Genomic DNA, 23400 nt, shown 5'->3' with positions numbered 1-23400 from the left:
TTTAAGACGTTACAGGCGAGACTTGCTCTTCTTCAATTTGGGCGATCGGCAGCGTTACCGTAAACGTACTCCCGACACCTTCTTCACTGCTCAATGTAATTTCGCCGCCGTGCAATTCCACGCACTTTTTAACAATGCTCAGCCCCAGTCCAGTACCGGGAATTATACCGACATTTTTTGCCCGAAAAAACGAATCAAACAGCCGTTCTTGGTCTGCCAAAGGTATGCCAATTCCGGCATCTTGTACGGAAAAAACAGCCTCAGTTTCAGTAAGTTTTAATTCAAAGATTACTTGAGTATTTGGGGGAGAATACTTAATAGCATTAGACAGCAAATTGATGAGAATGCGCCGCAGCAAGCTTGCCTCCAAACAAGCCGTCGCCGATTGACAGTGATTCACAAAAATCAGCGTCACCCGAGCGTTTTGAGGTTTCAACTTCAGGCTGCTCTGAAATTCCGCTACCAACTCATTGCAAAACTTTGCCAAGTCTAGCGGTTGCAAACAAAGCGCGATTTTTCCCGACTCAACTCGCCCGAGCAGCAGAACATCATCTAATAACTGATCGATGCCTTTGGCAGCAGCTTGAGTTTTGTCTAGCAGTTGTTGTGTTTTCTCATCTGTTAATTTCGATTTGTACTCGGTAAGAACTTGTGTAGTGCCGATGATGAAGTTCAAAGGATTGCGAACGTCGTGGGCAATCATGTACAGCAAAGAGGTTTTCATATCGTTGAGTTCTTTGGCTGTTTGCAGGGTGCCATCGATTTGGTCGTGAGACAGTTTGAGAGTTAAAGACAACTGGCGCGATCGCAGCAAAATCTCCACCCGCGCTTGCAATTCTATCTTCTCGATCGGAGCAATAATTAAATCATCAATAGTTTGCCAAATAAATCGCGTTGCCATCCCTACATCCGAGCGAGATGTAATCAAAAGAAAAGGCAAGCAGACCGGGCCTTCTGCCTGTTTTTGGGCGGCGATCCATTGCCCGTGCCGTTTCAGGGCAAGACCGTCAACTATCCCCAGGTCAAAAGATTGATTAAAAGGTAAAATATCATCAATATTTTCCGTTGAATTTGGCAGCAATACCTCATAGTAAACTGCCAGCCATTCTAATAACAGGCGGCGATTTTCTTTCTGTTCGACAAGCAATAAAATTTGACTCACGCAGATTCTCCTAGCAAGCTGTGAACAACGGACAGCAAATCTCTAACGATCAAAGGTTTTACCAGTATACTCCGAGCACCGCGGCAGAAGCTTTCGTGCTGAATTGCCGCGCTTTGTCTGGGCGAAAGTATCAGAAAAGGGATTTGGTGATTTCGCAGTTGTTCGCAGCAGTCCCAAATCCGGCGGTCGAAACCAGAAATATCTACCAAAGCCATCCCGATCCTAGCAGGCTCGCCGATCGCTTGTGCAAACTCTTCAAAGCTATCAGCCGCGATCGTATGGTATCCTTCTTTGTTAAGAAATTGTGCTAGGAGTTGCAAGTTTCGCTGATTGCGGTCTACGGCTAAAATTATTGAGTTGCCAGTCATCTATCAGCTTCCTTTAAATACGGTTTAGCTTGCTTTTGGGCGAGCTATTAAAAGTCGTAAAATACACAATTTTAGCTCTGGTAGGGACGCGCTGCACTCCCTCCGCTACGCTTCGCCTATAGGTGTCAGCTTAACTTCTAACCCAGTCACAGAATGCTGTTTGACTATTAAGGCCAGATCCCCCCTAGCCCCCCTTAAAAAGGGGGGAACAAGAACTTGCTCAAAGTCCCCCTTCTTAAGGGGGATTTAGGGGGATCGAGACTCGACTATAAGCGAGATTTATCAAGGGCTTTCGGCTTAAGTTGACACTCCTTGGACACGGCGCCGTGTCTAACCGCTACTCTTCGAGAGCTCGGGGTGTACTTCACAAACATGGAATCTGCTATATTTAACTTTTCCAAGACTGAGGCTGAGGTGCGAGGTGCGCGCACTACTGAGTAGTCGGTTAACGGCTGCTTTCATTAGCTGCACTCGGCCAAAAACAGCACGTCAAACCCCGATTCAATCTTCCTCGGGTCCCTCCTCACCCCACACGGGCGCGGAACTCAAAATGCCGCGCAGCCCCCGTATCGGTTTGCTGACTTTGATGCCGTAGCGAGTAATATCGAGTTCTCGCAGAGTTTTCTCGAAACTGCTGACTCGTTTTTTAATTACTCCGATCGCCTTGCGGATTTCTGTTCTATTATGCAGTTGGCGTTCCAGATAGCGAATAAACATCAGATTATCAGCCAAATAGCTAATCCCGATCTCGGTCAGCCGAAAATCTCCGCTAATGGCTTCTACCTCATTAATCAAGATCACCGTGACTCCCATATTCTTGAGATACTTGCACAAAGCGTGCAAATTGTTCACCAAATCTTGCCCCCGCATCGAAAGCTGATAGCCAGAAATACTGTCAATCATCACAATCCGCGTCTTTTCCTGCTCCACCTCCCGGCGTACCATGCGAGCAAACTGATCCGGCGAGTACAGCAAAGGTTCCACCGGTATCACCGAAAGACTTCCTTGGGCCATCATCGCCCCTACCGGGATGTTAACTGATTCGCAGCGGCGCAGCAGAGTAGAAATTGACTCCTCAAAAATGTAAACTACCGATCGCTCTCCTCTTCCAGCAGCCTCCTTCATAAACTGAATCCCCACCGTCGTCTTACCCACGCCGCTAGGCCCCGTAATCACCGTCACAGTCCCGCGTTCCAGTCCCCCGTGCAGCAGTTCGTCCATTTCTGGAACCCCACCAGAAATCGGTTCAGCGACAAAATCCTGCTGGTAGTTGTCAGGAAGCAGGCGCGGAAATACCTCCATCCCAGCCTGAGTCAGGCGCAGCGAATGGCGGCCGTCCTGGAAGTTGGAGCCGCGCAGCTTGGTGACAGACAGAGTGCGCCCTTCAGGCCGCAGTTCCAAGTAAATTACGCCGTCGCTGATGAATTGCAAATCGTCGTCGGGAGCACTTAATGTACCCTCTGAGGTGAACACCACCGTCGCCCCCCCTTCCACCAAAAACCGCAGAAAAGACAGAACTTGCTTGCGAAACTGAAACTCATCCGCAGCTAAGTAGCGAAATTGAGTAATTGCATCCAAAAACACCCGTTGCGGCTTGACAGCTTGGACTCGCTCGATAATCTTTTGTGTAGTCGGTTCTCGCTCTACCTCGGAGGGAGAGAAAATGTCATAAGTCTGAACTTCGGTAAAAAATTCTGAGGAGGGGCTCAAATCGAGGAATGCTATCGCTTCGATGTCAAAACCGAGCCATTGGGCATTGGCGCGCAATTGTGCTTCCGGTTCTCCTAAAGTAATAAACAGGGGCGTTTCTCCCAGAGCCACGCCTGCGGACAAAAAGTGTAAGCCCAAGGTAGTCTTGCCAGTGCCGGGGCCGCCGCGTACCAGATAAGAGCGCTGAGGAATCAGGCCGCCGCCAATCACTTCGTTGAGACCGGTAATTCCTACTGAAAGTCGGTTTTGAGACATTTGTTTGTTGGTGTTTTGAATAGGGGGCCCGTATTAATATTTAATGGTTTTAGGCAGTATTTTGATTATTTTTTTTACCGGGCGTCTGATAACCTTCATGAAATCTTTCTCTACCGAAAATTACGTTACCACAAAAGAATTAGAAAGTATTGTCGGCAGTTCTGGCATCTGTCTGCATCAGGACACAGAGGTATTTTGGCAAGAACGGGTAGAAAAAGCAGTTGCCCCGGGCACAAAAATAGCCTGTACCGTTTACCCCAATACTCAGGAAGAACTCGCGGCGGTGATTGCTTTGGCCCGACAAAATCGGTGGGGCGTCTTGCCGGGGGGGAGCGGCAGCAAACTCGATTGGGGCGGTTTAGTTCAATTTGACCCCGATCCCCCCCAGCCCCCCTTAACAAGGGGGGAGCAAGATGTTGTCAAAGTCCCCCGGGAGGGGGATTTAGGGGGATCTCCTGATGCAGGGGGGATCGCTGTCGCGAGCACGGCGCGCCTGAATCGGCTGGTAGAACACGCTGTGGGCGATTTAACGGTGACTGCGGAGGCGGGCATGAAGTTTGCGGATTTGCAGGAAATTTTAGGGGCATCAGGTCAATTTTTGCCGATCGATCCGGCGTATCCGCAACAGGCCACTTTGGGCGGCATTGTCGCTGCTGCTGACACGGGTTCCCTGCGGCACCGCTATCGGGGCGTGCGCGATTTGCTGCTGGGAATTAGCTTTGTGCGATCGGACGGTAAAATTGCTACAGCCGGAGGTCGAGTTGTTAAAAATGTCGCCGGTTACGACTTGATGAAACTGTTTACCGGTTCCTACGGCACGTTGGGCGTCATTTCTCAAGTAACATTCCGAGTTTATCCGCTGCCGGAATCATCGGGAACTGTCATACTGACAGGTGAAACTAATGCTTTAGCTGAAGCTGCTCAAATCTTATTATCTTCTGCTCTGACACCGACGGCCGTTGATTTGCTGTCGCCGCAGTTAGTAGAAAAATTAGGTTTGGGAAAAACTGCGGGATTGGTGGCGAGGTTTCAAAGCATCGCCCCAAGCGTTAAACAACAATCGGCGCGCTTGCTGGAAGTTGGCGAAAAGTTGGGCTTGCAAGGCACTAGCTGCGGCGAGAATGATGAGCGTCAATTATGGCAAAGATTGCCAGAAACAGTGTGGAATTCTGCCAATAATTCAGCAATTATTTGCAAAATAGGCATCAGACCGTCGGAAGCAGTCAAGGCAATTAACGAATTGCCGGTACAAGATGCTTTGATTCATGCAGGCAGCGGTTTGGGGGTTTTGCGGTTTGAGACGGCGACTGCGGATACGCTGTTGCAGGTACGCAAAGGGTGCGAAGCTAAAGGCGGTTTTCTGACTGTTTTGGCTGCGCCAGCCCAGATCAAGCAAGGGTTAGATGTTTGGGGCTATACTGGAAGTGCGATCGATCTAATGCGCCGGATCAAACAAGAGTTTGACCCGGAAAATATTTTGAATCCAAATCGCTTTATCAGCGGTATTTAATTTAAAGTTTGTAGTAAGGAGTTCAGTCCCATTGATGTCAACTTAACGTCTTATGTAGTACCGATCTACTGTTTGACGATTAGGCCATCGATCCCCCCTAACCCCCCTTAAGAAGGGGGGAACCGGAAATGCTCTTGCCTCCCCCTTCTTAAGGGGGATTGAGGGGGATCGGGCCTCAGGTAAAAGCGAGATAGAGCGAGGGTTTTCTGCGATTGTTGACACCAATATTTCAGTCCTTCTTAAATCCCAGGAAAAGGACTAAAGTCCTCACTACGAACCAAAAGAATTAGCTAATATATGCAAACTTCAGAAAAATCTCAAATTCCCAGCGACGATTTAAAACCGGCTAAAGAAAGCAATTTCCTAGCACAAAATCCCCACTTGCAAAGCCTCGAAATTCCCGGTTTCGACGCCAAAAAACCGCCCGATCCGAAATTAATTGATACTTGCGTGCATTGCGGTTTTTGCTTGTCTACTTGTCCGAGTTATCGCGTACTCGGCAAAGAAATGGATTCGCCCAGAGGCCGCATTTATTTAATGGATGCAATTAATGAAGGCGACGCACCTTTAAATGAAGCAACTTCGCAGCATTTTGATACTTGTTTGGGCTGTTTGGCCTGCGTGACAACTTGCCCTTCTGGTGTTCAATACGACAAGTTAATTTCCGCAACTCGCCACCAAGTCGCCCGCAATCAAAAACGCACTTTTTCCGACAATGTTATTCGCACTCTGATTTTTAATCTGTTCCCTTATCCTCACAGATTGCGGCCTTTACTCGTTCCGCTGTTTATTTATCAAAAGTTAGGACTGCCAAAACTAATTCGCAAAACTGGTTTGCTGAAAAAAGTATTTCCCCGCTTGGCGGCGATGGAATCAATTTTGCCGAAGGTAACAGTCGATTCTTTCCGGGATAATTTACCAGAGGTAATTCCGGCACTTGGGGAGAAACGCTATCGAGTCGGCGTGATTTTAGGCTGCGTGCAGCGGTTGTTATTCTCGCCTGTTAATGAGGCTACCGTGCGAGTTTTGACGGCTAATGGCTGCGAGGTTGTGATTCCAAAAAGTCAGGGATGCTGTGCTGCTTTGCCGGAACACCAAGGACAAGCCGAACAGGCGAAGGCTTTGGCGAGACAAATGATTGATAGCTTTGAAAATACTGGTGTTGATTTTGTGATTATCAACGCTGCTGGGTGCGGCCACACTTTGAAAGAATACGGTCACATTTTAGCTGATGACCCGGAATATCGGGAGAAAGCTGAGAATTTTGCTGCTAATGTTAAGGACGTGCAGGAGTTTTTGGCAACGGCGGGAATGACGGCGAAACTCAATCCTTTGATTGAGGGAGATTTGACTATTGTTTATCAGGATGCTTGTCATTTGTTGCACGGACAAAAGATTAGTTTGCAGCCGCGTCAGTTGTTGCAACAAATTCCGGGTGTGAAGTTAAAAGAACCTGTGGATGCTGCTTTGTGCTGCGGGAGTGCGGGGGTTTACAATATGTTGCAGCCGGAGGTTGCTGACGATTTGGGGCAGCAAAAGGTGGAGAATTTGCTGAATACTGGGGCCGAGTTGATTGCTTCTTCTAATCCTGGTTGTTCTTTGCAAATTAAGAAGCATTTGGAGTTGCAGGGGAAAGTTGTTACTTTGATGCACCCGATCGAGCTTTTGGATTATTCTATTCGTGGGGTGATGTTACAAAGGAAGTAGTTTGCTGGGGCGGGCGGTGTCTGCCCTGCTTTTGATGCTGTATGAGATTTTTTTAAGGAATTGCAGAAGTTTACAGGCTTTCTGGCCTGTTCCACGCCTGAAACAAGCGAACAGCCGGCTGCTGTACTAGCCCAAAGACTGCGATCGATGGGCATTGACCCTGAACAATTGTAGACTGGACTGGGGAAAAGGGCGATCGGGCGATCGCACTTTTCTAGTTTAGCAAAAGTGCGATCGGCACAATGACCAATGACCAATTACCAATTACCAATGACCAATTACCAATGACCAATTACCAATGACAAATGACTAATGACTCTTCCCCTCTTCCAACCTCAAAAAATGCACTTGTCCCGAAGCTTCCGCCGCCACGATTGTCACCCCATCCGGTGCAATAGCGCAAGCTTTCAAAGCACTATCTCCCCTGAAAGTAGCAACTACTTTTCGACTCAACAAATCCCAAACTTTGAGAGTATTGTCATCGGAAACTGAAATCACCTTATTTCCTACAGTCGCCAGAGATGTTACCGCATCCGCATGACCTGCAAAAGTAAAAACTTCTTTTCTACTTGACAAATCCCAAACTTTCAGATTGTGTTCCCGCCCGCCAGAAATCGCCCATTTGCCGTCCGCCGTAACTGCCACAGCATTGACAAAACTCTCATGACCTTTGAGAGTAAAAAGTTGATTTTTGACGGCTAAATTCCATAAATTAGCCACAATATTCTTTTCTTTTCCCAAACTCCAAACTTTCAGGGTTTTGTCCCCCGAAGCCGAAATAATCCGTTTGCCGTCGGGAGTAACTGCCACAGCTTTTATCCCGTCAGCATGACCTGAAAGCGTAAAAATTTCCTCTCCTGTTTCTAAACTCCAAACTTTAATGGTTTTGTCTCCCGATCCAGAAATCGCCATCGTTCCGTCCGCAGTCACTGCTACAGAATTAACCCAGTCTGTGTGACCCCTCAAAGTAAAGATTTCCTGGCAGGTTTCAAGATTCCAAACTTTCACGGTTTTGTCGCCGGAACCCGAAACTACTCGCTTGCTATCTGCTGTTATTGCGATCGCTTTTACCCAATCTTTATGTCCCGGAATTGTAAAAAGTTCTTGTCCGTTTTTGAGATTCCAGACTTTAATGTTGTTGTCGCCTGAACCGGAAATGGCTTTAGTACCGTCCGCCGTCACTGCTACAGCATTTACCCAGTCATCGTGACCGGCACACGATACATTTTCTTGGCCTATCTCTAGATGCCAAACTTTCAGAGTTTTGTCAGAGGAACCAGAAACTATCCGCTTGCCGTCGGGGGTAACAGCTACAGCATTCACAGGGGCGATGTGATTGGTAAAAGTGAAAAGTTCTTCTTTTGTTTCCAAATTCCAAACTTTCAGCGTTTTGTCGCCGGCAGCCGAAATAACCCGTTTTCCGTCGGGACTGACTGCCACAGCTTGGACGAAACTGCTGTGAATTCCTAAAGTAAAAAGTTTTTCTCTCGCACTCAAACTCCAAACTTTGACTGTGCCGTCGTAACTGCCGGAAATTATGTTTTCGCCGTCGGGAGTAACTGCTACAGCTTTTACCCAATCTGCGTGACCGGTGAGGCTAAACAGTTCTTTTCCTGTTTCTAAGTTCCAGACTTTAATGCTGTTGTCGCCCGACCCGGAAATCAACCGCTTGCTGTCTGGAGTTACTGCTACGGACTGGACAAAACTGCTGTGACCTTTCAGGTTAAAAATCACTGCCCCTGTTGACAAATTCCAAACTTTTATGCTGCCGTCCCAGGAACCAGAAATTACTCGCTTGCCGTCGGGAGTTACTGCTACTGCTTCTACTGCAAAAGTATCGCCGGCAAATGTTAATATTTCTGTTCCAGTGGCTAAATTCCAAATTTTAATAGTATTGTCCCAAGAACCTGAAATTACTTTTGTTCCGTCTGGGGTTACGGCTACAGCATTGACGTAGGTAAGATGACCTTTGAGGGTGGAAAGTTCTTCTCCTGTTTCTAAGTGCCAAACTTTGAGAGTGTGGTCGGAGGATGCAGAAATTGCCCGCTTGCCGTCGGGGGTGATTGCTACAGCTTGTACCCAATCTGTATGTCCGGTGAGGGTGCGCAGCAATCTTCCGCCAGGAGGGGTAAAGCTGGGCGTTAGCGGCCGCAGCCAGGGGTGTTTCTGCTGTTTTGCTTGTGCTAGCAGTGCTTGAATTTCTGGAATTTCAAAACGCATTAAGCGGGAAATTAGTTGGGCTGCTAGTTGCGTTCTATCTTTGGCTATAATGTGGGCAGAAAGCCGGATTGCTTCTTGGATTAATTTTAGTTTGTCGGCTTTTTGATCGGAGGTGATAATATCGGGACTTGTTGCTAAATCGTAATCTTCTATTAGCGCTTGTACTCCCGATGCTGACAGCTTGGCTTCAATAAAATTGTAATCTGTTAGTAAGCTGTATAATTTATCTGAGTCTGAAGTCGCTGCTAGCTGACTTGGCAGGATTCCCAAACAGTGCGTCTGTTCTGCGGGCTGCATTTTATCCAGCCCTTGTGTAAACTCGCTCATAAATTTGTGGATGTCTTTTTTAAATGTATGCGATCGCTAGCTGCACCTTGTCCAAAACTCGATCGAGAAAGTTTTTTCGCTTACTTTGCTCGTTTACTTAGCATGGCATATTTGAAGGCTATTTGCTACCGGGCTGCTGCCCTCGGTTTGGTGAGGCTTCGATGAATCGCTGGTTTTTTGGTCTGAGTCTGCTTTGAGAATTTCCCAGGCCTGCGATTACCATCAACTGCGGCCAATATAATTCAACTTAACAGCGCTAAATCTGCCGGTCGACAACTATCTGACATATATCTTTGTTTTTCTTAACATAACGGGTTTTGGGCAATGATTGTCGATCGCTCCACACTACCAATTGATTTGAGATTTGAGATTTGAGATACTTCGACTTCCTTCGGCTACGCTCAGGAAAAGTCGCGAGCGTACAAGTTTGAGACGGAGGCTAGGGCTCACGCCCTTACGATTAAAGAATTGACTTGCAGCTCCGCGAATCTGGAAAGTTGAACATTGGTCTAAAATTTGGGGCCAGGACTTAAGTTGGCAGCCTGTACCCGTTTTTGGGCGGAGTTAAGCTAAAATTTTTGAGCGATCGCCATCCTGTTTGATGTGCCAACAAGACTTGTTTAGTGAAATACGATGCCGAATGCTCTAATTTTCGGTCAATGGGGCTGCATCAGCCTGCTAGATGTCCGCCTGCTTGGGTTTCGTACCTCAGCCGCACCTGCAACCTGCTTGGCTCAAACCTCCCGGAAAGCTTTGCAGGTGCGCCCCGTTCCTTTAAAATGTAGAATAGGACTTGCACTCTTAAACCGGGTTTCTAGCTAAAATCATTGGTTTGGCCACTAGCTACTCAGGAAGAAATCGGTTTTCTGACTCTCGGGCGCGCAAGTCGCGATCGCAAATCAAGAAGTATTTAAGTTTAGAGACAAATTTCATGGATGTTATCGAGTTTTTTGAGTTAAGTGCAGGCAAATGGTTTTCCCAGCGCACCGTACACAATCTCAATTCTGGGGAATTGCAAGCAGGTAAATCCGACCTCAAAATAGAAATGCTGACAGCTAGCGATGCAGCAGTCGTCAAACTTTGCCAACAGCACTCGATTAACCCGGACTCAACTGGGCTAAAGGGCGTTCGGATTTCTTGGGACGGTACTCCCGATCGCAACCAAGCTAAACAAATTGGTTCTACAATATTAGCGATCGTACCCAATCCCGACAATCCCAGCGAAGGCAAGGTGTTGCAAGAGAAGGGAAACAGCCGCTACGTGATGGGCGGCGACGATGTACTGACATTGATTACAGAATCAGATACCGTCCATGCTGAAGAAAGGCTGTGGTATCTCATCCCCAATCTGCGGCTGCGGACTAGCGTTGTTAAGCAAGCTAACGGTACCGAACAAGCTTCTTTTTGTTCGGAAATTCGGATGGGTGCAAGTCCGAAAAGTTAACTTTCGTTGACAGTTGACAGTTGACAGTTGACAGTTGACAGTTGACAGGGAAGCAGTCAGATTTCATTGGTAATTGGGAAAAAGGTCATTGGTCATTGGTCATTGGTCATTGGTCATTGGTTATTGCTCCGGCTTGACCAAACTCACACTCTTTGGCGCTATATCCATTCCCAAAATTCAGACCTTATTTGTCCTTTCTCCTTTCTTTCTGCGGCCTTGGAGGGCAACGGCTTTTAATTTGGTGTGAAAATCAGTGTGTTTGACAACTGGGAATGATTTTGTCAGAGGTTTGTCGGTTAATGGGCGATCGACTTCAGCTCGATCGGCTAGGGCGGTCACATCGACATCTTCATATACTACAACTTCTGTATTTTCTTTGGTGCGATCGTCCGCGGCGGGCAGTTTTTCTGTTTCCTGGGCCTCTGTATTCGGGACTTCTGCATCTGGCGCGCGATCGAGTTCTGTTTCTGACTGCTCGAACAAATCTAATTCTGCGACACCGACTTCCGATTTTGGGTGCGATAAAATTATATCGTCCTGCGGTCGCCCTGCATCACTTTCAAAGGTTAAATTTTGAGGAAAATTGTTGCACACTAACCGTTCAAACTCGCGATTGAAATGATAGAGCGGTTCGCCTATCCGCTGCCACATACTCAATAGCTGTCCGACAGAAACAGCCTTGTAGCGCCCTTGATAAAGGGCTTCAACCACTGCTAAACGCACCCAATAGCCGGGATACTTGGTCAGCCATTCACCCGCCAATTTCTCTGCTTTTTTGCCACCTAGGTCAAAACCGTAGTGAACCAGCAGAGCCGCTGCTTGTGCAGATATTGCCGTCACTTCTGTCATGGGAATTGGTAATTAGTCCTGCCGTCATTAGTCATTAGTCAAGAGTCCTGCCGTCATTAGTCATTAGTCCTGCCGTCATTGGTCATTAGTCCTTAATCCTTGGGAATTGGTCATTAGTCCTTAATCCTTGGGAATTGGTGAATTGAAAATTGGTGAATTGGGAATTAGTGAATTGGGAATTGGTAAATTGGGAATTTTTTTGGGCTTCGTTATTACCAATTACCAATTACCCATTACCAATTACCAATTACCAATTACCAATTACCCATTACCAATTACCCATTACCAATTACCCATTACCCCTTCCAAATTATCTATTGCCAATTACCCGTTACCCATTGCCCAATTGAATTAATCGGATAAACGCACGCCTCCTTCTACTGTTCGCACGTCCCCGGAAAAAGGTTGGGGTGTACCGTTCCAGTTGAAGTCGCTAATTCTAAATGTCAGGCTGCCGACTTGACGCTCAGGATTAAAACGCAAAATAATTGCATAGCTGCGGCGGCTGTATTCTAAAGTGTAGTTGGTACTGATTGTTTCCTTGCTTTCTAAATTAATAGCACTTTGAAACCCGACTCGAAAGCCTCCGTAAACTTGCTGCACCAGTCCAAAAGACAGAACTTTCAAATCTACTAGCCGATCGAACAAATAAGGCGATACCCCGTCCCGCGCTACCTGAGTGTAAGTCACGTTAAATCCAGTGTAGTCGAGGAAAGGGCGGGAGAAATGGCCGAACTGCCCTTGAATGCCGATGCTGCTGGCGATCGAATTTTGTCTGTCGCCGCTGCTGTAATAAGTGCCAACTCCCCGGACTCCCAAGGCCAGTTGCAAGAAAGGAACCACCGGCGTGCGCGTGTACCTCAAACCTTGGGTGGGAGTGCGGGGCAGCGGTTGACCTTGCCACAGGTTGAAGCCGCGGCTCAAGGCGATGCTGGCTTGGGCGCGGCCCAAATCGATGCGGTTGTTTTCGCGCACTGGTTCGAGCAAGTCTGGTCGATCGGTGTCAGCATTGATAAATTGATACCCGGCTTGATAGCTGAAATTGATGCCTGTGCTGCCGATTTGCATCTGCGGCGAAGTGAGGACGGCCCCCAGGCTGCTCTGCACGGTTTGCTCGCCTAGAGAACCGTTGAAGAGCCGATCGCGATAACTATATTCTGCTGCCAGAGAGTGAGTGCCGATCGACTGTCGCAGGCGCAAATTGCCCCGAAAGCTGTTTTCCGGCAAATTCGGGAAATTGTCGAAACTCAGAAATATCGCCGATCCTTCCAGGTTTGTGCGCGGGCCCAGAGTCGCCCCCAACCTGGCTTTGAGCCCGTAGCTGTCGGGGAAAAACGGATTGCCGCCGTGCTTTTCGACAACCCGCTGGAGGTAAACTTGGGGCGTCAGGCTCAGCCGCACGGGCCCGTTTTGCAACACTTCAAAACCGCACTCGGCGAACAAACCGCCCCTATCGCCCCCGTCGTAGCCAAAGGTCAAACAAGGGCCGTTCTGCTGCCGGCTGTCAAACACTTGTCTGCGGGGATACACGGGTATTTTGATGCGGTTGTCGAACACCAAGCGGGGCGAATTTGTGACCAATTCCTCAGCCGTGGGCGAAATCCTTCTAATCGTTGCCCTCCGGGCCCTGTATTCGAGTTCTGGCGGGGAAAATGGGTCGTTGGTAATCCGAATGTTGGTTGCTACTCTCGCGCCGTCTGGCAGGAGTTCCAGGCGTTCTGCTTCAAAGCGGATGCGGTTGACGGCGCCGGTAATTTGGGGGGCTGCTAGCTGTCCGCCGCCCCCGATGGTAATATTTGCGGCTCCGGGGGATTTGACTCCGCGCAGGGGCTGCTGGCTGGTAATTCGATCGCTCAGGGGCTGTTCGAGAATGGTTCCGGCACTGATATCTGTGGGCAGTGTGGGCGTCAATTCGCTACCTGCTGCGGGCAGGAATATTTCGCCGCTGGCTTGTTCGACTGCGCCGGAGTTGAGGCCGAGATTGAATTCCATCTGCCGGCCGCGGACTACTTGTTGGCCGCGGGTATAGGCGACATTACCGGATGCTATCACTTGGCGGGTGACTAAGTTGACGATCGCGCGATCGGCATCAATCACAGTTTGCCGGAACCGCACCACAACCCTACCAACCGCCGTGACAATTTGCTGCTTGTCGTCAAATTCTTGGCTGTCGGCCTTAACTTCGATCGTATCAGCCGGACTCACAGGAAACGGCACCGTCCGCTGATTGGGTGCGGTGCGGACTCCCGGCACTGGCGCTGGTTTGGGCTTCGGTTTCGGCGCTGGGGGCGTTCGGGGTGCGGGCGTCGTTGGCCCTGGGGGCGCCGTTGGAATTTCCAACTGTTGCTGCCCGCTGTTTCGCTGTTCTGGCGCGGGTTCTGGAATGGGAATCTCCGCAGGTACGGGGGCGTTATCTTCTAACTGTCGGCCTTGGGCCTGATACCCGCTTTCCTGCTGTCGGAGCGCATTATTGTCCTCTTTTCCTTGCTCCCCGGCAGTTCGTTGCCGATTCCGAGCGGCAATGGCATTTTCTACCGAACCCAATTGGTAAGCAGTAAACGAGGAATCTTTTTGAGCTTCCGCAGTTTCGGGTTTTCCCGCAGAAGCCCGACGCTGAAATCCTACCACTGCCTCGCCACTTTCCACGGAGGTGAGGGGGTCGGCGATTTCTGGAGGCTGCTGACTCGTGGCTGGGGTGGTGTCGAGGAGTGCTGCTCCTTCTGATAGCGGGGCGGGTGTTGGTTCTGGCTGAACGCTTTCTGGGCTTGGTTCCGGTATTTCTGCGGAGTTGCTGCGGGTGTCTGCATCGCCGGCCGCGACAGTGAGGGCGACTTTTTTGGGTTTTGTGATGTAGATGATGGCAGGGGGTTCTGGCGGTACCGGATAGGGCATAGTTACAACAGGTGAGTCATCCGATGTTAGATTTTAGATTTTAGATTTTAGATTTTACAGGGTTTTTTATAGCGGACAATTTATCATGCAAATTTTTGCATTTAACAGACAGTATTTCAAGGTTAACCGGAAATCTTCGGGTGCGCGGATCGCCTCACCCGCTCATCCTGAGAAACCCGGTTGCTTGGGACATTTTTCCTTGCCAAAGCCAATATTTTCCTCACAACCGGGGTTTCTTTTGCCACAAGATAACCTCGCTGGTGGTGCGAGGTCAAGTTTTGTTGGACTAATTTTTGCGGGTTTGGGGGCTGCGGTGGCGTGCCCCCGAGTCAGCGACGGAGATAGCTGGTTTATTCCATGTCTCTGCGGTTGGGGTTCCGGGCTGGGTCATTGGACAAAAATCCAAATATGAACAGGGAAACAAAGAATAGAACAACTACATTAACTACGATTTTGAGGGTTAGCACTGTGGGAGTCTCCAAAAATGGCATAATAGCGGGCTGATTTGCTGCTGTTGCGGCAACTTTTTTATCTTGACACTCCTCGACCTGAAGGTACGAGGATTCTTGGCTCTACGAACGACCTTAAAATTCACTATCCCGGAGGCAATACTTAAACTTTTCAACCGTGCGACAGCACAAACTGACGAGCCTAACTTAGTGAATCCTTTCTTGGTCTATCTCCCCAAGCGTACTAGGATACGAGCCTAGTGTTCGGGCGTGCCCCGCCCTACAATTCCAAACGACACAATATTTAGTTCTCTGGTGGTGGGATGTGATTGTTTTAATCCCAGGCTGTTTAGCGAGTTTTCGCCGCTCTTTGTCCAATGCTTTACGCCTAAAAGTGTGTCTTCCAACCGTTTCACTTCGGGCGAAGGAGTTTAACCTTGACCGTTCAATTATACTCGCAAGCCGTGCTAGAAGCACGGGGTTTTAGACCAAATTCTATGATAAGCTAAAGATTAGTCAATTTTATCTTTGCTTTTGAGGATTGTTGGCAAGTTGGTTTTTGCCCAATTCCAGATTTGCTCGACGATTTTTTCGACGCGCACCATGATTAAATCGAGCCATTCGAGCACTTGTTCTAGTGGGTGTTTAATGTAACCCATCGATTCGGCTTTGGTTTCTAAGTATTGCGCCTCGGGTTGGACGGCTGCGCTCTGATTTTTTGGTTGGGCGGGGTTTGTGGCGGGGGTGTATCTGCTGGGAAGCTGGGTGATTGCTGCTGGGGATTGGTTGTTTTGTGGGGTGTTGGGGTTTGTGTGTTTTGGCACTTGGGTTTCCTGTGCGCGTCCTGGGGTTGATTCTGCTGCGAGTGCAGAGCTATTTTCTGGAGTGACTGCTAAATTTGAGCCTTTTTGGGGTTGACTTTGTGGGACTTTTGCCATCAAGCTCTGTTTGAGCTGCGCCAGCATCCGGTGAATTGCTTCTGGGTAAGGCGATATTGAGACGGCGCTCGATCGACTTTCTGGCAATTCTACTAATTCTGCAAGTTCTTGCTTGACTTTTTGGCTGCTTTGTGATACCGAGCTTTGAGCTGCTGTCTCGGCTTCGGCACTTCCTTCGATTAAGTGCCCAGGTGCTGGTTCCCCGAATAAGTCTTGCCAATTCAGCCAAGGTCGATCGACCTTTGGGCTGTTTTGAGTTTTCTCTTCTAGTTGTCGCTGTTTCAAATAATACTGAATTGCAACCGCTTTCTCGGTATTATCACTTGCGGCCGTTTCTTTTCCCAGCAGGTGGTCTACTGACGACCAAATCATTTTTTCGATGTTTTGAGCGTATTTTTCGAGGATTTCGCGGGCGGAAAGCCCTAAATTGGTTTCTGGCGGCGATGTATCAAATTTGACTTCTTGGTTGTCGGGGGTGGTTTTGGCGGCTGGGGGGAGGGTAAATTCTTCGAGGTTGACGGCGGCGCGATCGAGTAATGTAACAAATGAGAGCGGATTGCCGGCTCGATCGAACTTGCTGTTAAAATTAGTTTCTAATTTTGGGATATTTTGGTCGATCGAATTTGATGCAGCAATCGACTGCTGTGCGGTGTTGGCAGGAGCGATCGGCGCGATCGCTTTTTGGACTAGGATGGAATTGCGGTCGATCGCGCCTTTGACTGCCAGGATTGATTCTCCAAACTGATTTCTTTTCACAGCAACCGGACTCGACTGAACCCAGGCCATCAATTCCCAAAAACGACGCACCGGCGCCAACTGAGATTTTTTAGCAGCCGACTCTAAACCGAGATTAAATTTTAATTCTTTTTGAGCAATTGAGCGCCGTTCGGGCCCGCAGTTGGCTACTTCCCAAGTTATGCGACTTTCCAGCAGTTCTTGCTGTTCGGGTGTCAAAATATCTAATATCTGATTTTCATCTCCCACCAAGACTAAAGTGCGGGCGGGGATAAAACTCGCGATTCCCTCCACTTTCGGTTTGCTGTCAAATTGAGTTTTAGCCAGCGGATGTTCTAAGACGGAAGTTGTTTGATACTTTGCAGTTTGTCTGATAAAGTTGATTGCTGGACGATCTAAATCGCGATCGGCTGTTTCAGTTGCAGGATTTGTCTGGATTAACAGCGGGAATCTGGCTAAAGTTGTGGCGGTTTGCGACGAGTTTAGCAAATTTTCAGCGAGGTTTAAGATTTGGTCGATCGAGCTTTCATCTGAAATTTCCCCCGGATACCAATTTCCCGAAAAATCGGAATTTTCGTCGCCGTCATATTCTTGAAGTTCGGGCAAATCTACTTTTTGGCTTGATTCCCGCAACTGTCTGCTCAACATTCGGGAACTTTGGACGAGCAAGTAAGCTGGATAAAGTAGAATTTGGGTGGCGCTGAGGGTTGCTGCTTGAATTTGTCGCCAAGTGCGATCGCAATTATCGGCGACTTGGCGGGACTGTTTCGATATAAAATTTAATAGTCGGCTTTGGTATGGGCCCGAGTAACCGTTCGACATAAGTTTAATTATTGAATTGCTGATTTTAGATGCGCGCCGGAATTGCTGAATTTTGCAGTAAAATCCAACCTGGATCTGAATCGCAATTTCAAACCCTCTGAAACCTTTCTTTCTTCGCGTCTTCGCGGTTCAATTCCGCTCCCGATTCCTGCGCAAGTCCTATTTTAGCTAAAAATGAACGCTTCTGTGCCACCTGCTAGCAATAATATTTCTGAAGTTGTAGAGAAGTTGCGCCGCCTCAGCCAAGTGGAGGTTCAGTCTGGCTGGAGGTACTGCGATTGTGACTCGGCTGCTGCGGGTTCGGTAGGTATTTCTAACGGGCCGGTTGCCGAACTTAACGGGAAAGGACATATTGCTTGGCCGTCTGGGAAGCAAGTTGTTTATTTAGGGCAGAAATTTGTAATTCCCGACAATTTGCACGGCTATCCTGTGCTTGGTTTGCGGTTGCTGCTGGGCTTGACTTGGTGGGCAGAAGATGCTGCTATTTTTGTTAACGGTGAGTTAGTCGGGCGCGGCGATTTATTTGATTGTGCCGATCGAGTTTTGTTGAGTGCGTCGGCCAATCCGGGCGATGAATTTTTAGTTATTTTGCGTCTGGTAAGTCCGGGTCACGATAACGGTGCTTTAGTGCGATCGATTTGTTTGTACGAAGCGGCGGACTCTACTTGTTTCGATCCGGGTTTTGTGGCTGCGGAATTAGAGATTTTGCAAAATTCGCTGACTCTAAATCTAGAAAATAAAAATTCCCAATACCTCCCCACCGAAATCATAGCAAGTCCACCCTGGTTTGTCAAGGGGGAAATGCTGCAATCTGAGATTGATTTGGCGCTTGGTTTGATTGATTGGTCTGCTGTGTGCGATCGCCAAAAGTTCGATCGATCTTTGTCTGTTTTGCGGCACAATTTACTGGGATGTCTGCGGGCTTTTTCTGGGGAGTTGGATGATTTAACCGCAGAGGGCGCAGAGGGCACAGAGGGAGAAAGAGGCAGGGTTTCTCAGGTTGGAGAAAATCAGAACAGTACATCTATATATATAGGTGAAAATCGGAACAGTACATCTTTTGTTGCGGATTTAAATGATTTAACCGCAGAGGGCGCTGAGGACACAGAGGGAGGAAGAAGGGAGAAACTTTCTCAGGTTGGAGAAAATCAGAACAGTACATCTATATATATAGGTGAAACTGGCGATACAGCTTTTCTCAATCAAGTCAGGCACTCGCCAGCCAATCACCAATTACCAATTACCAATTACCAATTACCAATTACCAATTACCAATCCCGACCTGACTCACTTGAAACTTACCATACATCTATATATACAGGTAAAATCTATTTGGTCGGTCACGCTCATTTAGATTTAGCTTGGCTGTGGCCTGTCCCGGAAACTTGGAAAGCGGCGGAACGAACTTTTGAGTCGGTATTGAAATTGCAATCAGAGTTTCCCGATTTAATTTTTTGCCATTCAACTCCAGCGCTTTATGCTTGGATGGAAGAACACCGCCCGGACTTATTTGCTGCGATTCAAAAACAGGTGGCCGTCGGACGCTGGGAAGTTGTCGGCGGGATGTGGGTTGAACCGGATTTAAACTTGATTTCGGCTGAATCAATGGTGCGGCAAGTTTTTTACGGACAGCGTTATGCGAAAGAAAAGTTTGGGGAATTGATGCGGGTGGCTTGGCTACCGGATACTTTTGGTTTTGGGTGGCAATTACCTCAGATTTTGCGGCAAGGTGGAGTTGATTATTTTGTGACGCAGAAGTTGTGCTGGAATGATTCGACCCAATTTCCCCACGGTGCGTTTTGGTGGGAAGGGTTGGATGGTACTAAAATATTTAGCATGATGTCTGGCGCGATCGGCGAAAGTGTAGAATCTGTAAAAATGGCAAGTCATGCTTTTGACTGGCAAGTTAAAACTGGTTTGCAGGATGCTCTTTGGTTGCCGGGAGTTGGCGACCACGGCGGCGGCCCGACTCGTGATATGCTTGAAGTTGCTAAACGCTGGAAGTTGTCGCCTTTTTTCCCAAATTTACAGTTTGCCAAAGCGGTTGATTATTTGTCTTTGATTGAGAGTCAGTTTTTGCCGGAAGTTGCGAAATCTGAGTCTCAATCTGATGTTTCGCAGCCAAGTCCGGAAAATTTGCCACTTCCGAAAACAGTCGAAACTTTGACGGATGTCGCATCTGGAAACTTGCTCGAAAATTCGGCTACTTTGCGCGAAACTGAAACGCAGCAGCCGCCAAGTCGGGAAAATTTGCCACTTCCGAAAACTGTCGAGAATTTGTTGGATGTCGCACCTGAAAACTTGCTCGAAAATTCGACAGCTTTGCGCGAAACTCGAACTTCAACCGCCGAAACTCCCGCAAGTTTGGAATCTGGGAAAGTTGTCGAGAATTTGTTGGATGTCGCACCTGGAAACTTGCTCGAAAATTCGGCAACTTTACCCGAAAGTCGAATGAAGTCGCCGGAAAACCCGGAAAGCTTGAAATTTCGGAAAACAGCCGAGAATTTGTCGGCATTAGATAGTAATTTTTCCGCCACAATGTCGGAATCAGAACCTGAATACCTTGATTTCTCAACAGAGATTCACAACGAGAAATCCCAACTAAAAAATTCTCCCCCTCTCCCCCTCTCCCCCTCCCCCACTCTCCCAATTTGGCAAGACGAACTTTACTTAGAATTCCACCGGGGTTGCTACACGACTCGCGCCGACCAAAAACGCCAAAACCGCCGCTGCGAAGAATTGCTCTATCAAGCGGAATTGCTGTCTTCGATCGCAACTATTTGCACCGGCGCGGTTTATCCGAAATCTGAGTTAGAATCGGCTTGGAAACAGGTGTTGTTCAACCAGTTTCACGATATTTTGCCCGGTTCGGCGATCGCCCAAGTCTATACTGATGCTAATCTAGCCTTTGCCGAGGTCGATCGCGCTTGCCGCCAAATCCTGCTACAATCTTTGGATGCCATCGCTGCTCAAATTTCTCTGCCGAAGCCACCCCAGCCGGACGCTCAACCGATTTTTGTTTTCAATACTCTCAATTGGTCGCGCTCTGAGGTTGTCGCCCTACCCCTTCGGGATTCCGCTTGGCAAATTTGCGATTTGTCGGGACAGCGGTTGACGAAGCAGATTGTTAAGGGCGATCGGCTCCAACCGCAATCCGAATTTACACTGTTATTTTCGGCAGATCGTGTTCCGGCGATCGGCTACCGCCTGTTTTGGCTCTGTCGTGACGCTCAAACCGTAGAGCGTGCGTCCGCCAGCCCAGCCACCGAAAAACAGACAGATTTATCGAAACTTACATACGGTATAGCACAAAAAAACACGCCTTGTCAAGAAACGCATTTTGCAGCCCAAGAAATCGTCTTGGAAAATGAACTTATTCTGGCAAAAATAGACGCAAAAACTGGCAATTTATCCAGCATTTGGGATAAAGCAAACAACAGAGAAGTCCTGAATGCAGCCGGAGGCAATCAACTGCAAGCCTTTCAAGACAGCGGTCAATATTGGGATGCTTGGAACATCGATCCGAATTACCAAAAACATCCATTACCCGCGCCGATACTCAAAGAGATTTATTGGGTAGAGCGGGGAGAAGTGCGGCAGATTTTGCGCGCAGTTCTGCAAATTGGTAAATCCGAGTTTCGCCAAGATTATACAGTAGAAATAGATTCGCCGCTGCTGAAAATTAAGACAGTCGTAGATTGGCAAGAAACTCACGTTTTAGTGAAAACAGCCTTCGGGTTAAATGTCGAAGCTGATTTTGCAACTTGCGAAATTCCCGGCGGTGCGATCGCGCGCACAACCAAACCGCAGACACCCGCCGAAAAAGCCAAATGGGAAGTACCGATTTTGCGTTGGACGGATATCAGCAATGACGGTTTTGGAGTTAGCTTGCTCAACGATTGCAAATACGGTTGCGACATTCAACCAAATCAAATTCGGCTGACTTTGCTCAGGGGTTCGACTTGGCCGGATGAAGCAGCAGATAAAGGAGTTTCCGAATTTACTTGTGCAGTCTATCCCCACGCTGGAAATTGGCAAGATGCCGGCACAGTTCGACAGGGGTACGAGTTAAATTTGCCGCTGCTGGTAAAAGTCTTGCCAAAATTCGAGGAAAACCGAAATCAGACTCTGCCGGCAGTTGGCAAGTTCTTGGATTTGTCCGCCGAAAATTTAGTGTTGGTGGCGTTTAAACAGTCGGAAGATGATGCTAATCTGTGGATTTTGCGCTGTTGCGAGTCTGAGGGGAAACAGGCTGTGTTAGAGTTGGATAGCGATTTGGGATTGGAGATTTTAGAGTCAGTAGATTTGTTAGAAAGGTCGGCAAATTTGTCGGAAAAGTTGCCTCAGGGGCGAGGTTTTAAGATAGAACGTTGGAAAATTGCGAGTTTTGCTGTTTTAAGGAACCGCGTTGGCGTAGCCTGCGCGTAGCGCTTAGGCGCTAAGGACGCGAAGGAAGAGGGGAAGGGAACAAGGGATAATCTCAAAACCTAGGGTAATGCCGCTTTTTAGTACAGCCAAAAATACGCAATTCCTAAGGTAACGACAGTCAGCGGCAGCCCGAACTGCAAATGCTCTTTAAATGTTAAATTATAGCCTGATTTTCCGGCTGCTTCCGCGACAATTAAATTAGCCACAGAACCTAACAAAGTTAGATTTCCCGCCAGAGTAGAACCCGCTGCCAACAGCAGCCAACCTTGCGTATCTGTTTTGACAATTACCGATTGCAGAACTAACACGGCTGGTACGTTGGAAATTAAGTTAGACAGAATTACTGTGACTCCCAACAAACTCAGCGGTGTACCTGTGAAATTAGTTAAATTTTCCAACAAACCCAGTTGTTGAGTTGCCTTGGTAATCACAAACAGTCCCGCAAACATCGCTAGCAAGTTCCAGTCAACTCCTTGCAAAATGCGATCGGACTTGACGCGCCTGGTAATTAACAATATACTGGCAGCTATCCAGGCAGATTCTGCTAAAGGTGCTCCCGCTAAAAAAGCTACTAAAAGTCCTGCTGTCACAAACAAACTTTTTGCCAGTAATGGCTTGAACAAGCGATACCGGACTTGGGGAACTTCCGGCAAAGATTTGCAAGAACGCACTTCTGGATAAAGGAACCACAGCCAAGCTACTTGCACCAACAAACAAATTAAAGCTATCGGTGCGAGAGAACGGGCAAATTCTAAATAACTAATTCCCGAAAAAGCACCGACGAGAATATTTTGCGGGTTGCCGCTCACAGTTGCTACTGAACCTAAATTAGTGCCTCCCGCTAAAGCCAAAAGATAAGGGATGGGATTGAGAGATAAAGAGCGAGTCAGGCTCAGGGTTAAAGGAGCGAGTAAAATCGCAGTAGTGTCGTTGAGAAAAAATGCTGATAGAATGCCGCTGCCAAAAGTAACGGCTGCTAAAATGCCGAAAGGAGAACGAGTGAAGCGAGTTAAAAACTCTAAGGCTAGTTGAAAAAAACCGGATGCTCCCAAAGCTGAATTAACGACCATCATTCCTAACAAAAAAACGATCGTACTTGGGTCGATCGCCTGCCAAGCAGTTTTCAGGTCGAGTATCCCCAAAGCCACCGCACAAGCTGACCCAACAATAGCGATCGCCGCCCGGTTCATCCGCAGCCCGGGCAAATATCCCAAACCGAAACCCAAGTAAGTCAGTCCCAACACTAGATATTTGAATGTTATCATAGATACTTAAAACCCTTGATTGCCGATTTTTTCCATTGTCGAGGATGCTAAAAGTACAGGAGGGTAATTGCAGTTAAACCTGCTGGTACCGCAGCTAGCGGGAAATATCGCCTGCAGGCGGTCTACCAACTACAGCAACTGCTAAGACGTTTAGGACGTTCTCGCATTGCACAAACACAGTCGGTCGATTGCACCTTCGTCCAGGGCTTCTTCTTTCCTTCGGCTGCGCTGGCCGACAAGTTTTCCTGACATTAGTTACATCCGTTACATCCGTTATATAATCCGTTGCCGAACTTCTTCCTTCTGCTATAAAAACAAA

At 48.1% G+C, this 23400-nt stretch carries 15 protein-coding genes; 6 read left to right on the top strand and 9 right to left on the bottom strand.

Annotated features, from left to right (window positions below):
- Position 1: 1 nt before the first annotated feature.
- The 3 genes from QUB63_RS11305 to QUB63_RS11295 all read right to left on the bottom strand — a co-directional run bounded on the left by QUB63_RS11305 (position 2) and on the right by QUB63_RS11295 (position 3495).
- Entirely contained in the window at positions 2-1162 is a 1161-nt protein-coding gene (locus QUB63_RS11305) for an ATP-binding response regulator (protein WP_332945171.1), read from the bottom strand.
- Complete coding sequence (locus QUB63_RS11300; RefSeq protein WP_332945170.1) at positions 1159-1530, bottom strand: response regulator; 372 nt, start codon at positions 1528-1530, stop codon at positions 1159-1161. Before QUB63_RS11300 ends, QUB63_RS11305 begins: the two co-directional genes overlap by 4 nt.
- 501 nt (positions 1531-2031) lie before the next feature.
- Positions 2032-3495 (bottom strand): ATPase domain-containing protein, encoded by a 1464-nt coding sequence (locus QUB63_RS11295; RefSeq protein ID WP_332945169.1) that lies wholly within the window; start codon positions 3493-3495, stop codon positions 2032-2034.
- A 97-nt stretch (positions 3496-3592) separates the two neighbouring features.
- Here QUB63_RS11295 and QUB63_RS11290 point away from each other — a divergent pair, with 97 nt between their 5' ends.
- Together QUB63_RS11290 and QUB63_RS11285 are read left to right on the top strand one after the other, a co-directional pair.
- Positions 3593-5005, top strand: a complete 1413-nt coding sequence (locus QUB63_RS11290; RefSeq protein WP_332945168.1) for an FAD-binding oxidoreductase — start codon at positions 3593-3595, stop codon at positions 5003-5005.
- Between the two features lie 297 nt (positions 5006-5302).
- Positions 5303-6712, top strand: a complete 1410-nt coding sequence (locus QUB63_RS11285) for a (Fe-S)-binding protein (protein WP_332945167.1) — start codon at positions 5303-5305, stop codon at positions 6710-6712.
- Between the two features lie 309 nt (positions 6713-7021).
- Here the strand turns inward: QUB63_RS11285 and QUB63_RS11280 are convergent, their stop codons facing one another.
- On the bottom strand, positions 7022-9259 hold the full coding sequence (locus QUB63_RS11280) for a hypothetical protein (RefSeq protein ID WP_332945165.1): 2238 nt from the start codon (positions 9257-9259) through the stop codon (positions 7022-7024).
- A gap of 633 nt (positions 9260-9892) precedes the next feature.
- On the opposite strand from QUB63_RS11280, the gene QUB63_RS11275 reads away from it, so the two are divergent.
- Together QUB63_RS11275 and QUB63_RS11270 are read left to right on the top strand one after the other, a co-directional pair.
- Positions 9893-10081: a hypothetical protein gene (locus tag QUB63_RS11275; RefSeq protein ID WP_332945163.1), complete on the top strand. Its 189-nt coding sequence runs from the start codon at positions 9893-9895 to the stop codon at positions 10079-10081.
- Positions 10082-10190: 109 nt separating this feature from the next.
- A complete protein-coding gene (locus QUB63_RS11270; protein ID WP_332945223.1) occupies positions 10191-10703 on the top strand; it encodes a phycobiliprotein lyase in 513 nt (170 codons plus the stop codon).
- A 177-nt stretch (positions 10704-10880) separates the two neighbouring features.
- Here the strand turns inward: QUB63_RS11270 and QUB63_RS11265 are convergent, their stop codons facing one another.
- Entirely contained in the window at positions 10881-11552 is a 672-nt protein-coding gene (locus QUB63_RS11265) for a hypothetical protein (RefSeq protein ID WP_332945162.1), read from the bottom strand.
- A 142-nt stretch (positions 11553-11694) separates the two neighbouring features.
- Here QUB63_RS11265 and QUB63_RS11260 point away from each other — a divergent pair, with 142 nt between their 5' ends.
- On the top strand, positions 11695-11907 hold the full coding sequence (locus QUB63_RS11260; RefSeq protein WP_332945160.1) for a hypothetical protein: 213 nt from the start codon (positions 11695-11697) through the stop codon (positions 11905-11907).
- On the opposite strand, the gene QUB63_RS11255 is transcribed toward QUB63_RS11260, so the two are convergent.
- From QUB63_RS11255 to QUB63_RS11245, 3 genes are all read right to left on the bottom strand, one after another.
- Entirely contained in the window at positions 11904-14444 is a 2541-nt protein-coding gene (locus QUB63_RS11255) for a DUF3769 domain-containing protein (protein ID WP_332945159.1), read from the bottom strand. The genes QUB63_RS11260 and QUB63_RS11255 overlap by 4 nt on opposite strands.
- Positions 14445-14794: 350 nt before the next feature.
- Positions 14795-14911, bottom strand: a complete 117-nt coding sequence (locus QUB63_RS11250; protein ID WP_039887172.1) for a photosystem II reaction center protein I — start codon at positions 14909-14911, stop codon at positions 14795-14797.
- Positions 14912-15405: 494 nt separating this feature from the next.
- A complete protein-coding gene (locus QUB63_RS11245; RefSeq protein WP_332945157.1) occupies positions 15406-17388 on the bottom strand; it encodes a hypothetical protein in 1983 nt (660 codons plus the stop codon).
- Positions 17389-17562: 174 nt separating this feature from the next.
- Here QUB63_RS11245 and QUB63_RS11240 point away from each other — a divergent pair, with 174 nt between their 5' ends.
- Positions 17563-21816 (top strand): alpha-mannosidase, encoded by a 4254-nt coding sequence (locus tag QUB63_RS11240; RefSeq protein ID WP_332945155.1) that lies wholly within the window; start codon positions 17563-17565, stop codon positions 21814-21816.
- Positions 21817-21893: 77 nt separating this feature from the next.
- Here QUB63_RS11240 and QUB63_RS11235 read toward each other — a convergent pair whose 3' ends face one another.
- On the bottom strand, positions 21894-23081 hold the full coding sequence (locus QUB63_RS11235; RefSeq protein ID WP_332945154.1) for an anion transporter: 1188 nt from the start codon (positions 23079-23081) through the stop codon (positions 21894-21896).
- Between the last annotated feature and the right edge of the window lie 319 nt (positions 23082-23400).

Origin of the sequence: Microcoleus sp. ARI1-B5, assembly GCF_036705795.1 — a bacterium.
GTDB lineage: Bacteria > Cyanobacteriota > Cyanobacteriia > Cyanobacteriales > Microcoleaceae > Microcoleus.
This window is presented reverse-complemented; position numbering and strand designations above follow the sequence as displayed.